Origin of the sequence: Pseudoalteromonas sp. MER144-MNA-CIBAN-0113 (genome assembly GCF_040308965.1) — a bacterium.
GTDB classification, from domain to species: Bacteria; Pseudomonadota; Gammaproteobacteria; order Enterobacterales; family Alteromonadaceae; genus Pseudoalteromonas; species Pseudoalteromonas tetraodonis.
Genome location: NZ_JBEOOG010000016.1, coordinates 18,554 through 34,498 on the forward strand (window position 1 = coordinate 18,554; position 15,945 = coordinate 34,498).

Consider the following 15,945-nt stretch of genomic DNA (forward strand, 5'->3'; position numbering starts at 1 on the left):
ATGGCTGCTTTAAATGCCATTAAAAACGGACTAGCCTTAGTGCTAGTCTGTTTTTTGTTATCGAGCTGTGGCTTTCACCTTAAAAAAGCATCAAGCCTACCCGATGATTTAAAACAGCTAACCTTGGTGGGTGATGATCAAAAATCAGCGTTGTTTAGCTATTTGCAAACAGAGTTGACTATGAGCGATGTTACTTTAGTCCCTGCGAGTAAACAATCAGCGCAACTTTACTTATTTAAAGAGCAGCTAGAGCGTCAAACCTTATCGTTATTTCAAAACGGACAAGTGGCTGAATATGAATTGGCATACAGTGTAAGTTATGTTGTAAAACGCCCAAAACAAGCAGCCATTGAAAAACGTTTTGAGCTTTACCGTAATTACCAAGATGACCCTGACAACGCACTAGCCAAAGCAAAAGAGCTTGAACTGCTGATCAGCGAAATTCGTCAACAAGCAAGTCGTCGAATTGTTAGAGAGTTGTCGCAACTATAATGCGTTGTTATGCAAATCAGCTGCCTAGCGAATTAAAAAAGGGGTTAAAACCTTTTTATTTGGTTTTTGGTGAAGAGCCTTTTCAAGAAGCGCAATGTGTACAGCTCATACGCGATAGCGCAAAAGCGCAAGGTTTTGATGAAGTAATTAAATTCACTTTAGCCCAAGGCTTTGATTGGCAAGAAATCATAGCGCAATACCAAAGTATGTCGTTATTTAGTGCGCGTACGATTATTGAGCTTGATTTAAACCAGCAAAAACCCGGTACCCCCGGCGCAAACACCTTTAAAAAGGTCGTTGAGCTTGAAAACCCTGACACCATTTTAATTGTTAAAGGCGCCAAGGCCAGCCAAGATGTGCAACGCGGAGCATGGTTTAAAGCACTCGATAAGCAAGGGCTATTTGTACCCTGCTATCCGCTTAGTGGTAATCACTTAAAACGTTGGCTAGATGAACAATGCCAACGCTTGTCACTCAATTTACAAAACGAGGCTAAGCTTAGTTTAATTAATGCCACTGAAGGCAATTTACTAGCTTGTTTTCAAGAATTGGAAAAACTGTCGCTAATACATGGTAACGCTCTCATTACCCAACAATTGGTGATGCAAGGGCTGCTAAACCAATCTAAATTCGATATTTTTGATTTAAGTGATGCCCTGTTAAACGGCCATACTACACAAGCAATAAAAGTATTAAATAAGCTTGCCAGTGATAATACTGAAGTAATGAGTATTTTGTGGGCCATCAATAAAGATCTAAATACCTTACTCAGTGTACAGCAAGGGTTACTGCAAGGTGAGTCGTTAGCCACCCTGTTTAAACAAAAAGCGATATGGAAAAATCACCAAGCGCCGGTACAAACAGCGATAAACAGACTTAACATTGACACCCTTGAAAGCATTAGCAGTGAACTGGCATTATTTGATGCAAGCTACAAACAAGGCGCATTAATTGCCCCCTATCAAGCATTGGCACATATTTGTATTAAGTTTTGCCAACCGCTCGATATTCCACTGCCGTGTCATACTAACCGTCAGTAAAGGGAAAATATCATGATTGCAATTTTTGGTGGCACTTTTGACCCCGTTCATTTGGGGCACCTTAATATGGCGCAGCAATGTGTGGCTACTTTTGAATTACACTCACTTTATTTTATGCCCTGTGCAATACCCACACACAAAGCGGCACCGGGGATCAGCACCGAGCATCGTATAGCAATGCTTAAAGCGGCAATTACAGCTTACCCAGAGTTTAAGCTTGATTTACGGGAGCTACAACGCAGCGGGCCTTCTTATTCTTTATTAAGCTTGCAAGAGTTAAGAGCTGAAAATCCCGATACCCCTATTTTATTTTTGATTGGTATGGACTCATTCAACAACCTTGATAAATGGTATCAGTGGCAAACAATAACTCGTCTTTGCCATATAGTGGTGTATCAACGCCCTGGCCAAATTTGTGATACACAGGGTGAACTTAAAGGCTACAAACAGCAGGCTGTGACCAAAGATATTTCCCTACTGAACGAAAAAAATGCCGGACACCTTTACTTTTTAGAAGGAGAACAGCTAGATGCCGCATCCAGCACTATCCGTCAAGCGCTTAAAAAAAGCATTAAAAAGAGTGAACTATTACCCGACACCGTGAGTCACTATATTAAGCAGCACCAGCTTTATCAAGAGTGATTGGTATAAACCCCTCAGCGTGTTAAAATAACCGCTATTAAATTTTAAATTGAGACAAAACCTTGGATTCGAAACAACTACTCGCTTTTGCACTAGACAAAATTGACGATATGAAAGCACGTGATGTGATTCAACTTGACGTAACTGGCAGCTCAGACGTAACCGATTACATGATTGTATGTTCAGGCACATCAAGACGTCATGTATTGTCAATTGCTGATAACTTAGCAAAAGAAGCTCGCCACGCTGGTGAAGAGCCATTAGGGTATGAAGGCCAAAGCGATGGTGAATGGGCACTCGTTGATTTAGGTGATGTGATTGTTCACGTTATGCAAGATCAAGCACGTAGCTATTACGATCTAGAAAAGCTTTGGGGCTAATTGCTCCCTATTTTAGACAACGCTTGGAAGTAACGTCGTGAAAATACAAATGATTGCTGTTGGTACAAAAATGCCAGCATGGGTAGAGACAGGTTTTGCAGAGTATCAACGCCGCTTTCCCAAAGATATGGCATTGGAACTCATTGAGATCCCTGCTGGTAAACGTGGAAAAAATGCCGATATAAAGCGTATTTTGCACATTGAAGGTGAAAAAACCTTAGCCGCCATACCTAAAGGCAATCGTATTGTCACACTAGAAGTAACCGGTAAAGCACTGGATACTCATCAGCTAGCGAAAAACATGGAAAAGTGGCAACTAGATGGTCGCGATGTCAGTTTATTAATTGGCGGACCTGAAGGCTTAGCCCCAGAGTGTATTGCTGCCTCTGAGCAAAAATGGTCGTTATCAAATTTAACGCTCCCACACCCTTTAGTACGCATTATTGTTGCTGAAAGCCTCTACAGAGGCTGGAGCTTAAATAACAACCATCCTTATCATCGCGAGTAGTTTCTTGCCATGCTAAAACGAAGACCCACCATTCGCGACCACTCAGCAGAAGCTAATTTATTTGCTCGGCGTGCATTCGTGGGTTTTATTTTTATATTAGTCCTTGTAGCAATATTGCTGTCTAACTTGTATAAAATTCAGGTAGATGATCATCAAGATTATCAAACTCGTTCTAATGATAACCGTATAAAAGTTATACCTATAGCCCCCAATCGCGGTTTAATTTACGACCGCAATGGTGTTTTACTAGCCGAAAATAAGCCCGTTTATAACCTTGAGGTGATCCCCGAAGAAGTTAATGATTTAACCGCCTCTTTGAAGTCTATCAGCAAAATCATTGAAATAACCGAGCAGCAACAAGCTGATTTTCTTGATGATATAAAACATACTCGACGTTTTAAAAGTCAAGTCCTCAAAGCCCGTTTAAATGAAAACGAAGTAGCGATGTTTTCAGTAAACCAACATAAGTTCCCAGGCTTTAGTATTGAGGCACGTCTAGCGAGATATTACCCCTTTGGCGATACTTTAACCCATGCATTAGGCTATGTCGCAAAGCTCAATAGAAAAGAGTTAAACAAGCTTGAACAACAAGATGAAGCCACAAACTACCGAGCCACGCATGATATTGGTAAGCTGGGTATCGAAAAGTACTACGAGCCGTTATTACATGGTCAAGTTGGCTCACAACGAGTTGAAGTTAATAACCGCGGCCGAATTATCCGCACTTTAAGTATGGATCCACCGCAAGCGGGTGACGACTTAGTACTTACTCTCGACATTGGTTTACAACAAATAGCCCAACATGCACTTAAAGATATGCGCGGCGCTATTGTGGTAATGGATGCAAAAGATGGCGGCGTTTTAGCGCTGTATTCAAACCCAAGTTATGATCCCAATTTATTTGTGCATGGTATTAGCAGTAAAGACTACAAAGCCTTACTCAACCCTGATCGTCCACTGATCAATCGCACGACTCAAGGTCGCTACGCACCAGCATCTACTGTTAAACCACACATGGCTATTTTGGCATTAGAAGAAAATATAGTGCAAGAAACCACCAGCATGTGGGATCCGGGCTTTTTTCAAATTCCCAACGTAGAGCATAGATGGCGTGATTGGCGACGTTGGGGCCATGGCCATGTGGATGTTTATAAAGCAATAGAAGAGTCATGCGATACCTACTTTTATGACGCAGCCTATCGAATGGGGATCACAAAAATAAGTAATTTTATGGCTCGCTTTGGCTTTGGTGAGCTATCAGGCATTGATATTCATGAAGAAACAACCGCTATTTTGCCCTCAAAAGAGTGGAAAGAAGATCGTTTCAAAGAGTCATGGTGGCGTGGTGATACTATTTCTGTAGGGATTGGCCAAGGTTATTGGACTGCCACCCCAATTCAAATAGCCAACGCGACTAATATTCTAGTTAACCGGGGAATAAATCATCCTCCTCACTTAGTGCAAGTGGCTAAAAAAGAAGACCAGATCACCCAGCTCAATAATGAAGAAAAGCCACCTGTTGTTCTCAATAATGAGGATAACTGGCGCATCGCTATTGATGCAATGCATAACACGGTTAAAAAGACCACCGGTACAGCACACCGTGCGTTTAAAGGGGCTACCTACGACCCTGCAGGTAAAACCGGTACAGCCCAAGTGGTCAGTATTGCTCAGGGCGAGCGTTACGATGCCGATGCACTCAAAGAGCGCCAACGCGACAACGCCATTTATATAGGTTTTGCCCCGTTTAATAACCCACAAATTGTTGTCTCTATTGTGGTAGAAAATACCGGTGGGGGAAGCTCAGTAGGTGCGCCCATTGCGCGCCAATTAATGGATTACTATTTTGCAGCTAACCCAATCCAACCTTCAGGGGACAAAGCACCATGACGGCTTTACATGATAAACGCTCTATTTGGCTGCGACTGCATATTGATTTGCCACTTTTTATTGCGTTATTGCTGATGATGGCCGGTAGTATCACCATTGTATACAGCGCCTCAGGGCAAGACTCTGCCATGATGGTTCGCCATATTACGCGAATGGCTGGCGCCATTATAGGTATGTTTGTACTTGCTCAAATTCCACCAGCGACTTTAAAACGCTTAGTTATTCCCATGTATTGCCTAGGATTACTCATGCTGGTTGGGGTACTGCTATTTGGTGTAAGTTCTAAGGGAGCTCAACGCTGGTTAGATTTAGGCATTACTCGCTTTCAACCCTCAGAGCTAATGAAACTAGCGGTTCCGATGATGGTTGCTTGGTATATTGGCCGCCACCATTTGCCGCCGCGTCCGTTACATTTAGTCATTGGCTTTGCCATTGTTATGCTGCCTACCCTACTAATTAAAGAGCAACCTGATTTGGGTACCTCAATTTTAATCGCCAGTTCCGGTGTATTTGTGTTGTTTTTATCAGGCTTAAGCTGGCGTTTAATCGGCTTTTTAAGCTCGGTTGTTGCTTTGGCAGCATGGCCATTTTGGCACTACGGTATGCACGATTATCAAAAGCAAAGGGTACTGACCTTTTTAGATCCTGAGAGCGATCCGCTGGGTTCTGGCTATCATATTATTCAATCAAAAATTGCCATTGGTTCAGGCGGTATCGAAGGTAAAGGCTGGCTGCAAGGCACGCAATCGCAACTAGAATTTTTACCTGAGCGACATACTGACTTTATTTTTTCAGTACTGAGTGAAGAGTTTGGCTTATTTGGTGTGTGTGTTTTACTTAGTTTATATTTATTTATTATTGGCCGTGGGCTTTATATTGCGGTTAACGCACAAGATGCGTTTGGTAAACTATTAGCCGGCTCACTCACACTTACATTTTTTGTTTATATTTTTGTAAATATTGGCATGGTATCGGGTTTGCTGCCTGTTGTAGGTGTACCGTTACCATTAATTAGTTATGGCGGTACCTCGATGGTGACCCTGATGGCTGCATTTGGCATTATTATGTCGATTGCCACAGATAAAAGGATGCTCTTAAAATAATGCGCCTTTACAAACAACTTATAATTATTATTCTCGTTAGCCTCTTTTTAAGTGCATGCAGCAGTTCAAATAGTCGTTACAGCATGCGCCATGATGCGGCGCCTCTGCGAGCACCAACTGAATTAGAAATGCAAGATGCTATTGTCACTAAAGTTATAAAAAGCGCGAGCACCACACGCCCTTACGAAGTGTTGGGCAAACGTTATACCCCTATGCTCGATGAAACAGGTTATTCAGAAACGGGCATTGCCTCATGGTATGGCCGAAAATTTCATGGTTATCACACCTCTAACGGCGAAATTTACGATATGTTCGCTATGACGGCAGCTCACAAAACCTTGCCCTTACCGAGTTTTGTGCGCGTAACAAATACAGCCAATGGCCAATCTGTTATAGTACGGGTTAACGATCGCGGGCCTTTTCATGACGATAGAATCATTGATCTTTCTTATGCTGCAGCCTATAAACTTGGCTACCATAAATACGGTACAGCACAGGTTAAGCTTGAAGCGATTACCCTTGCAGATACCCATGCACGAAAAACCTATGTTCAAGTAGCTGCAGGTAGTACGTTAGCCAACATAGAAGCATTGGCACACACACTACGAGAGCAATATAAATTACCAACAAATATCGTCGAAAAAGACGGTATTTATAGATTGCACTTAGGGCCGATAAAAGATGCCCAACACGCGCAACAAGTACTAAAAACATTAAAACAAAATCAATTTCAAAACGCGTTCTTGCTTTACACTCAGTAAGCCCTTTAGAATAGGGAGAATGCATATTTTTAACTTTAACCATTAATGAGTATGATGAAATCTATTAAACATAAAATTCTTACTGGTGTTTGCGGCTTAGTCTGTTCTGCCGCCGTATTTTCAGCCACCGCACAAATTATTCCAGCCCCTCCTCAAGTTAATGCTAAAGGTTACTTTTTGGTGGACTTCACCACAGGTAAAGTGATTGCAGAAGGTGAAGCTGATACAAAACTTGCTCCTGCTAGCTTAACTAAAATGATGACTAGTTATGTAATTGGTACTGAAATAAATGCAGGTAATATCGCACCCACCGATATGGTAACTATCAGTGAAAAAGCGTGGGCAAAAAACTTTCCTGAATCATCTAAAATGTTCATTGAAGTGGGTAAGCAAGTAAGTGTAGATGAACTTAATCACGGTATTATTGTGCAATCAGGTAATGATGCCTGTGTTGCCATGGCTGAGCATATTGCTGGCAGCGAAAGTGCCTTTGCAGATTTAATGAATGCCCATGCTGAAAAGATAGGCATGACAAATACTCACTTTATTAATAGTCACGGTCTTGATACAGACGAGCACTACACAACGCCACGCGATATGGCCACACTTGGTGCAGCCTTAATCAGAGACGTGCCGGACGAATATGCACTATATAAAGAAAAGTCATTTACATACAATGGTATAAAGCAATATAACCGTAACTCGTTGTTATGGGATGAAAGCTTAGATGTTGATGGTATTAAAACAGGCCATACATCTGATGCGGGTTACAGCTTAGTCACCTCGGCAACGAAAAACGACATGCGTTTAATTGCGGTAGTTATGGGTACTTCAAGTGAGCGTGCGCGTAAAGTTGAAAGTAAAAAACTGCTTAACTACGGTTTCCGCTTTTTTGAAACAATTACGCCTTACAAAGCTGGCGATAGTTTTGCAGAGCAACGCATCTGGATGGGTAACAAAGAGAATGTCTCTTTAGGTATTTTAGAAGACACCCCTATTACAATCCCTCGTGGCCAACATAAAAACCTGAAAGCAAACTTTGAGCTTGACGATACGCTTGAAGCACCTTTAGCTAAAGGCACTAAAGTAGGCACGCTGTTTTTACAACTTGAAGGCGAAGATATTGCACAATATCCGCTAGTTACGCTTGAAGAAATACAAGAAGGTAGCTTCTTCAGCAAAATATATGACTACTTACGCTTACAAATAATGTAAGCACGAGTAAAGTAATATGAACGCCTCTTCTGTTTATATATAGTACCTTGAACTATGTATATTGTGTATTAAGGCAGAGAAATCTGCCTTTTTATTTGACAATAAACGCTTTAGCGCTATAGTGTATTGTATGTTTAACGTGTATAAAGGGATGAACCTTGTCATCGGTTAAAGTCAAAGCAACTATCGTAGAAGATAATACTGGCATTAAAAGTCAGCTCCCCATCTTGATCACCGAACAAGGTGAAGTTGGTTCAGTTACCGATTACTTGCTAAAGATGGAAGCTGATGGTGCTAGTAATGCTTTAATGAATGGTTTTATACAAGCCACTTCTTTGCTCTTGGATTACATGGAAGCCAACAAAGGATTATTTGAAGATCCTAAAATGCTATTCCAAACCTTTGCTAAGCGTCTTTACACAGGCACCATCGGTGAAGATGGTTTAGATCCCTCTGGCTTGTACTGGGTGCCAAGCTCAACTGATAACGTCAATAAACATATTCATCGATTAACGGCATTTACTGATTGGCTGGCTAACAAGCTTGGCGAAGAGTCAATGAACCCTTTGCGAGATGCCACACCTCATGAGCAACGCTTGAATTATGCGGCATGGTATCGAAAAAAACAAAATGACTTCCTTGGGCATATTGAAGATAAAACCGTTAATAGAACCATCCGTAAAGCTCGCACAATGAAAGGACGCACTCCATTGACGAAAGCCGAAGACGATGCTTTAGCATTCCCAGATAAGCATTGGGAATCATTCTATAAAGATGGTATTGGCGGAGCAAAAGATCCGCGAGTTGCGTTGAGAGATAAGCTTATGTTGCTCTTAATGCACGGTGGCGGTTTGCGTGAAAGCGAAGCTATTATGCTGTGGGTGACTGATGTACTTGAAGATCCGTATGACCCTGAAAAAGCGATAGTTCGAATTTACAACGAAGTCGATGGTAAAGCACCCGAAGGTTGGCGTAGTCGCTCAGGGACAAAAACCAGAGAAGCCTATTTACAAGAAAAATACGCTCGTATACCACGCAAACGAATGAAAGGCACGGCATACGTTGGCTGGAAAACAAGAGTTGTAGACCATCGAGATAACTACATACAAGTTCAGTGGTTTCCAACGGATTATGGCAAGGTTTTTATGTCACTGTGGAAGAGCTACCAAAAATATCGAGCCAGTATTGACTGCCATCACCCCTATGCGTTCATTTCATTCCATCACAGCGCCCTTGGAAACCCATACACTTTGAATGCGTTTCACCAAAGCTATGCGGCGGGATTAAGGCGCATTGGCTTAGAGCCAAACAAATCGGAAGGGTTAGACCCGCACGGTCATCGTCATAGTTATGGCAGACGCTTAGAGCGTTCAGGACTTAACCCGTTGGTGATACGACGATGTATGCACCATAAATCACTGGAGTCTCAAGTTCCCTACACAGGTAAAGGGCAGCAGGAAATCTCCGATGAACTCAACAAGGCCACGCTACAACTGGCAAATCCTGAGTCCAAAGTAAAATCGCTAGATTGGAAAGAGTTGGTCGAGCACGGTTTTGACGATATTGACCCGCAAGGCTATTTCACAGGCAAGCATCCGAAATTACGAGGTAAATAATGGCAAAAAAAGGCAAGAAACGTGACGGACGTGCATCGGACTTAACGTTTAAATGGATGCTCACCACCCTTGGCCCTGAGTGGGAGCAATGGCAGGAATTAGCCGCTGAGTGGATGGCGACACAGCATGCGGGAGTTGACCACAAGCGTCAAGCGTTGGGCCGTTTTTTTGAGTCCTACCTGTTGGAGTGCGCTCCCTATGCAACTGATGTTGGTCTGTTTTTCAAGGGCTACAATGGCCATATCTGCTCCACTGAAGAGCTAGAAGCTACTGTGAGAAAAACTATTAACGCCCCCGAGGAAGTATTAAGATCTATCAACCACCCCTGTGACTTCATTAATTACGTCATTGAACATCATCTATCTGAAGAAGATGATAGCGGCAACTTAACACCACTGGTTCGCAATCCGCTGAGCAAAATTAAGATGCAATTCTCACACACTGAAACCGTACGTAACCCACTTCCGTATCGCTACATCCAAGACCTGCGCCAAATTCTGTGTCCATTGCCAGACAAAGCGGAACTGACAGTGATTGAGCAAAAACTACCACAAGGCGAGTCGTTACTGCCTAGCTATCACTACCGCCATTTCAAGCATTGGACATGGGCACAAGAGCAGACAGGGCAAGGCAAAACAGGTGGAAGTGGCGATTGGTTTGAAGTTGAGCCTGACTTGATTGATAAAACCGACCCCGATTGCGTGTGGCGTACCAAAGAGGTGACTAGAGATGGTAAAAGAATCACCCTCCACCAAATCTGGTCACCTGTCAAAGCGATGGTTATATTTATGAAGCTGCATCTGCCACTGCGCATCTATCAAGTGCGTATGTTAGACAGTGGTGAAGCGGATACGTGGCGTTATGAAAGCGGTCATTGGAAGCTCAATGACAAGCATGACTTTGCGCTCGGTAGCGAAAAACGCCCTTTTGGTAAAGGCATCTTTCGTCGCATACACGACACCACGACAGGGCAATATTCCACAGGTTTGTATATCAACACCAACAAAACCGCTGACCAAAATAAAGACGAACTTGAGCGGGGTTACATCATCCCTTGGCAGAATGAGGAAGTATTATATTGGCTGGAAAAACTGCGTAACTGGCAGGAAAAATATAACCCTATAGTTAAGCCGACAGACTGCACCACGCTGTTAACTAAACATACTTCGAAAAAGAAGTCACAAACCCAGCTAGAGAGCATGGGTGAAGTCGCCTTTCTCTTTCGGGATGCATCAGCAAACGGTGATGATAAATACAAACCGATAATTACAGAAGCGATGAAATCTTTCTGGTATCAACTCTTGCTAACACTGGAAAACCAGCTTGCTGAGCAAGGTAATACGCTTGATAATGGAGAGCGACTTAAACTGATTGTGGATTACCCAGAAGGCACTCCAGAAAGCGCTAAGGTTGCCACGAATCACCCCCTGCACAGCTTGCGCGTATCGCTGATAACTGCCTACACGATGGATACCCAATTGCCACTACCTGTCATATCCAAACTACTGGCAGGGCACTCACGTATCCTAATGACCATCTACTACAACAAAATCACCCCGTCCGTGATGGCGGAAAAAATGAGTGAAGCCGAAGGGGAGCTTGAGGGTAAAGCTAAGCAGTCAGTGCGCAACTTCCTTAAAGATGCCTCACTAGCACAAATTCAATGCAATATGGTCTACCATAAAGAAGACAGTATTCAGGCAGCCCTGGTTAACCGTAACCCCATCGGCTGGGAGGAGCGTTCATCTGGCCTATGTTTGGTCGGAGGCAACACCGTAAAATCCGATGAAGTCAGTACGCTGGGCGGGTGTTGGAACGGTGGTGAGTTGATTAGAGATTCAAGTATTCCCGCTAATCGCACCTATAGCAGCGTGCCGCATGGCCCTGAAAACTGCATTCGTTGCCGTTGGTTTATTACCGAGGCGCGATACCTGCCAGCGCTTAACGCTCAGTTTAATCAACTCAGTTACAAGGCGCACCAAGCGGCTAACCTATCGGTTGAAATCGAGGGTGAGCTAGAAGCACTCAAAGACGAGCAGTTTTTCTGTGAAGAGCAAGGCACACCCTTTACCAAACATAATGACATGCAGGTTCTACAGCGCCGCTATGAAAAGCAACAAGTAGAGGCCGATGAATACACCAAAGACTGGATAGCGTGCTTCGAGCTAATCAGCAAAATCATTCGTGTCGAGGAAGCCAGAAATGAGGATGACACCAAAGATAAGCTGATTGCCGTGGGTGCGGAGCAAGATATCAGCTACGCCTTGAAGTTTATCGAAACCGACTCAGAGCTTTTACACCTCTCCTTGCTATGTGACGATGCCGAATTCTTCCCTGACTTGCAGGATGAACTTCGTAAAACGCCCGCCATTCAAAAGCGCTCCATTGAACTTAGTCGCATGCTGATGAAAAAGGGTTTTGAACCTATCTTCTTGGAAATGGATGAGAAACAGCAGCTAATCGCTGGTAATGCCATTCTACGCCAAATGGCAAAGATAGCCGACCCTGACGATAAAATGGAAGGCTACCGTAAAGTGGCTAATTACATCGAAGCGGGTGAATACCTTGAAGAAAACAAACTATTTAGTGCAGGTATGAGTGCGCTCACTGGTAAAGCATTGCACCTCGAAAATCTCACCCAACCTGCGCTCTTGGAGGGTTAATGGAGATTAATATTGATATCATCTTGGCTGACCTAAAAGACGACAAAGTGCCAAGAACCCAAAAAAACCTAGATAAGCTTAACGACATACTGAAAGCCTATGTAGAATCGGGGCAGCGTGATTTCTCCATTACACAAATGGGGCGAGTATCAGCAGCAGAGGGTGGCCCAGGTTACGAAGCGTTACGAGCAACCAAAAACAAGCACTACCGCACCTTGATTGAAGCATGGGCAGCAAAGTGCAAAACAACCACCAAAAAGCCGTTATCGCCAACCTCACGCTCTAAGTCTGTTCCACAGGATAATAAACTGCTTGAGCGTATTCCAGACACTGCGGTACGGGCTTTGTTTGGTCAGATTATTGCCGAGCGCAACCGTTATCGCAAAGAGGTTAATCTGCTAAAACAGCACGCGAATATTACCATTGATAAGCGTCCTGTACGTCAGTTTGATGCAAGCGCAGAGCCGAGTGTTGAAGTCTTGCCTTCACTATCTGGCATCTTGACCGAATCCGAGAAGAAAGCCTTAGCCTACGCTATCTCTGACGAATGTATGGAAAAACATAACTGGCAAACCACACAAGCTGGCCAAGTAAAAGACATGGAATACAACATAGAAATATTCCCTAGAGGCTTTGCGACAGGTCTACGCAAGTTGTTAGGTGAGGTAGATGATTAATGGCGAACGGTCCGCAAAGAGCGCAGCAGAACCTCGAAGCATTTGAAGTATGGCAAGCCACTCAAACTGATGATGACTTTAAGCAGATCGCCTTTAAAGGCAAGCTCAACCGCATCGAAGTAGCAAAAGGGGTCGGTTGCGGCAAGTCTGCCCTTAACCAAAATCCAGCGCTTAGAAAAGCGCTCAAGGCATTAGAAGACAAACTGCGTGATAAAGGTATACTCCCGCCACTGACCGAATCTGCAAGGAACAGTGCTGACAAACCAAAGCAATACGACAACACGGCTAATCGCAAGCTGCTCGACTCAAAACGAGTATCGACCTTAGAGGCTGAAAACATTGAGCTAAAAGCCAAAGTTAAAGAGCTGGAAGGTAAACTAGAGCGGTTTGGCGAACTGAATGAAACCTTGTCAGAAATGGGGTTCATGCCACGATGAATGTTGCACTCCATCAAGACCAAATGCGTGTCACGAGTATTCCTTACAGCTCTACCAAAATGGTGATATTCAGTGGCGTGCCACTGAAAAAAAACTCATACAAAACTAACAGTGGCAAGTATTACGTCACCATCAAAGCTGATCCAGATGCCATCCCCGTTCAACCAGCCCTCGGCCAACACTGGTCGGTTAAAGGCCATCGTTTAATAGAAGAAATGGAAACGGGTGATTACGTGATGCAGCAGCATACCTATGAATCACCAGAACACATCGAATGCAGCCTGCCAGAAACGGGTGAACAGCTTATTCGCTTTATTGCCAGAGAAAGTGATTTCAAAGGTATCGGTGAAAGTAAAGCTAGAGCACTCTGGGAACTGTTAGGAAAGGATTTTCACCCAACGGTTGGAAAAGACACTCATGAATCAAGAGAGCGCCTTAGAAGTGTCCTGAGTGAAGATTCTATCAATGCGTTATTTGAAGGTTACGCCAAATATAAAAATCTGGCCTACTGCAACTGGATGACCGAACACAAGATACCAGCAAGTATTCAGCAGCGCTTATTGAAGCATCATGGAGAAGAGTCCATTGAGGCTATTAAACAAAATCCGTATGTCCTTATTGGGTTTGGGATGTCGTTTACGGATGTCGATAAACTGGTTAATTTTGACCAGTTTAAGATCACAGCTTGTGATCACCGCAGACTAAGTGCCGCACTTGAAACCGCGATTCGCAAAGAGATTGAAAAAGGCCACACCTATACAACTCAAGCGTGCTTACGCCCATACCTAACCAAATTGCTCAAAGATAAGGAACTGGTGACGGAAGCGTTTAAAGCAGGTCACAACAAAGCGCAATACATCCTAAACCCCGACACTGGCTCTTATCATCCAACTGCCCAGTTGTTGATGGAAAATGTCGTTGCCAAACGACTTAAAGCACTAGCTAATCAAAACAACCTTTATGACGAAGTTGCAAATTCTGCATATTGCTCTTCGGTTGGTGAATTACCATACGAGCTAACCAAGAAGCAGATTGAAGCAGTGACAACGTGTTTGGATAACGCCGTGAGCTGTATTACGGGCGGAGCTGGCACAGGTAAAACAACGGTACTTAGAACCGCACTTCGAGCCTACCATCAAATGGGATTTGAAATACATGCGGTCGCGCTGAGTGGCAGAGCCGCTATGCGCTTGCATGAGTCAATTGGCTTTATCACCTCAACTATCGCTAAGTTATTACGTAGAGAGCCTATTGAGCCAAGTTCAGACCAGCCAAAGCATTTACTGGTAATAGATGAAGCCAGTATGATTGACTTACCGACCATGTATCGCCTTGTTAATCACACTCATCCCTCTGTACGATTGATATTTACTGGCGACCCTGACCAACTTCCACCCATCGGCTGCGGCAAGGTGTTGGCAGACATCGTTGAAGCGAAAACGGTGGCTAATACCATGCTAGATATCGTCAAGAGACAGGAAGGTTCAACGGGTATCCCCGAATACTCAAAACTCATCAATCAAGGTGTGATGCCTGACCAATTAAGCACAGGTGCAATACACTTTCACGAAACCAGTAAAACAGACATTGCCAAAGTCTGTTGCGAACTTTACCAAGAATCTCCTGAAAGCAGTCGTGTCATGGCTCCAACCAAGGCGCTCGTAACAGAAATCAATAAACTCATCCAGCAAGCGGTCAACCCAAACAGTGACAGCCTTGAGTTTGAAATTAATGGTGACAAATTCTTTTTGCCACTTCGCATGAATGATGAGGTGTTATTTACGCAGAATCATTACGACAAAGGCATTCAGAACGGCTCACTTGGTATGCTAACCAACGCCAAACCTTCTGGTGATAGTTACGGTGAAGTGACGCTAGATACAGGTGAAAAGGTCGAGATAACACAATCCGTTCTCGACTGCATGGAGTTGGGTTACGCAATCACCCTACATAAAGCTCAAGGGTCACAGTTTCCACGCATCATCATCGCTCTGCAAAATGGAAGAATAGTAGATAGAGCATGGCTCTATACGGCAATCACGAGAGCTGAAAGTGAAATCCATATCGTTGGTAGTAGCGATGATATGAAGCAGATCACCGAGGCACCTAGTCACTCTCACAAGCGGAATAGCTATCTGAAAGAGCTGCTGGGTTAGCAGTTTCAAACTCGTTTTTGCCCCTTTCCGTGACAGCTAGATTTTGAGCCGATAAATATTCACTAATATTTGCCCTACATTACCTAATGTTAAACTAGGAAGCATGCACATTTGAATAAAGGTGTTTAGGATGTCAATCGTGATGCTTACTTTATTATGACTTATACAGTTATTGTGAATATTTATGCAATTACTAGTGGGTTTGATATATCTATTTCCCAACATATGGATATACCGGTTCACCCCAAAGGTCATTAGGGTTATTCATCATAATCTCAATGATCGTTGGTACTAGTAGATCCAGTATATTTGTACAATATCTCAATTGTTGACGATTGGCTGAGCTATTAAAAGTGGCCCCACCA

Annotated in this window: 14 protein-coding genes; all 14 read left to right on the forward strand. The window is 43.5% G+C overall.

Annotated elements, in window-relative coordinates; genetic code table 11:
• The 14 genes from AAEY57_RS06235 to AAEY57_RS06300 all read left to right on the forward strand — a co-directional run bounded on the left by AAEY57_RS06235 (nt 1) and on the right by AAEY57_RS06300 (nt 15,580).
• Nucleotides 1-492: an LPS-assembly lipoprotein LptE gene (locus AAEY57_RS06235; RefSeq protein ID WP_008109462.1), complete on the forward strand. Its 492-nt coding sequence runs from the start codon at nt 1-3 to the stop codon at nt 490-492.
• The gene (gene holA / locus AAEY57_RS06240) at nt 492-1,532 is read left to right on the forward strand and encodes a DNA polymerase III subunit delta (protein ID WP_008109460.1); all 1,041 of its coding nucleotides are present in this window, start codon (nt 492-494) and stop codon (nt 1,530-1,532) included. Before AAEY57_RS06235 ends, holA begins: the two co-directional genes overlap by 1 nt.
• Nucleotides 1,533-1,544: 12 nt before the next feature.
• Complete coding sequence (gene nadD, locus AAEY57_RS06245; protein WP_350606960.1) at nt 1,545-2,174, forward strand: nicotinate-nucleotide adenylyltransferase; 630 nt, start codon at nt 1,545-1,547, stop codon at nt 2,172-2,174.
• Nucleotides 2,175-2,236: 62 nt separating this feature from the next.
• Nucleotides 2,237-2,554, forward strand: coding sequence for a ribosome silencing factor (gene rsfS, locus AAEY57_RS06250; protein ID WP_013465348.1), 318 nt, complete (start codon nt 2,237-2,239; stop codon nt 2,552-2,554).
• 37 nt (nt 2,555-2,591) lie between these two features.
• Nucleotides 2,592-3,062, forward strand: a complete 471-nt coding sequence (gene rlmH, locus AAEY57_RS06255; RefSeq protein WP_002958522.1) for a 23S rRNA (pseudouridine(1915)-N(3))-methyltransferase RlmH — start codon at nt 2,592-2,594, stop codon at nt 3,060-3,062.
• A gap of 9 nt (nt 3,063-3,071) precedes the next feature.
• Entirely contained in the window at nt 3,072-4,952 is a 1,881-nt protein-coding gene (gene mrdA, locus AAEY57_RS06260; RefSeq protein WP_350606963.1) for a penicillin-binding protein 2, read from the forward strand.
• Nucleotides 4,949-6,055, forward strand: coding sequence for a rod shape-determining protein RodA (gene rodA / locus AAEY57_RS06265; RefSeq protein WP_013465351.1), 1,107 nt, complete (start codon nt 4,949-4,951; stop codon nt 6,053-6,055). Before mrdA ends, rodA begins: the two co-directional genes overlap by 4 nt.
• Nucleotides 6,055-6,816: a septal ring lytic transglycosylase RlpA family protein gene (locus AAEY57_RS06270; RefSeq protein ID WP_350606966.1), complete on the forward strand. Its 762-nt coding sequence runs from the start codon at nt 6,055-6,057 to the stop codon at nt 6,814-6,816. The genes rodA and AAEY57_RS06270 overlap by 1 nt, the downstream gene beginning before the upstream one ends.
• Nucleotides 6,817-6,870: 54 nt before the next feature.
• A complete protein-coding gene (locus tag AAEY57_RS06275; protein ID WP_008468004.1) occupies nt 6,871-8,031 on the forward strand; it encodes a serine hydrolase in 1,161 nt (386 codons plus the stop codon).
• Nucleotides 8,032-8,189: 158 nt separating this feature from the next.
• Complete coding sequence (gene gmtY, locus AAEY57_RS06280) at nt 8,190-9,647, forward strand: gamma-mobile-trio recombinase GmtY (RefSeq protein WP_179808297.1); 1,458 nt, start codon at nt 8,190-8,192, stop codon at nt 9,645-9,647.
• Entirely contained in the window at nt 9,647-12,310 is a 2,664-nt protein-coding gene (gmtZ, locus tag AAEY57_RS06285) for a gamma-mobile-trio integrase GmtZ (protein WP_179808296.1), read from the forward strand. The genes gmtY and gmtZ overlap by 1 nt, the downstream gene beginning before the upstream one ends.
• Nucleotides 12,310-12,987, forward strand: coding sequence for a gamma-mobile-trio protein GmtX (gene gmtX, locus AAEY57_RS06290; protein ID WP_179808295.1), 678 nt, complete (start codon nt 12,310-12,312; stop codon nt 12,985-12,987). Before gmtZ ends, gmtX begins: the two co-directional genes overlap by 1 nt.
• Nucleotides 12,987-13,424, forward strand: a complete 438-nt coding sequence (locus AAEY57_RS06295) for a VPA1267 family protein (RefSeq protein ID WP_179808294.1) — start codon at nt 12,987-12,989, stop codon at nt 13,422-13,424. Before gmtX ends, AAEY57_RS06295 begins: the two co-directional genes overlap by 1 nt.
• Nucleotides 13,421-15,580, forward strand: a complete 2,160-nt coding sequence (locus AAEY57_RS06300) for an AAA family ATPase (RefSeq protein ID WP_350606970.1) — start codon at nt 13,421-13,423, stop codon at nt 15,578-15,580. Before AAEY57_RS06295 ends, AAEY57_RS06300 begins: the two co-directional genes overlap by 4 nt.
• The last annotated feature ends 365 nt before the right edge of the window (nt 15,581-15,945 follow it).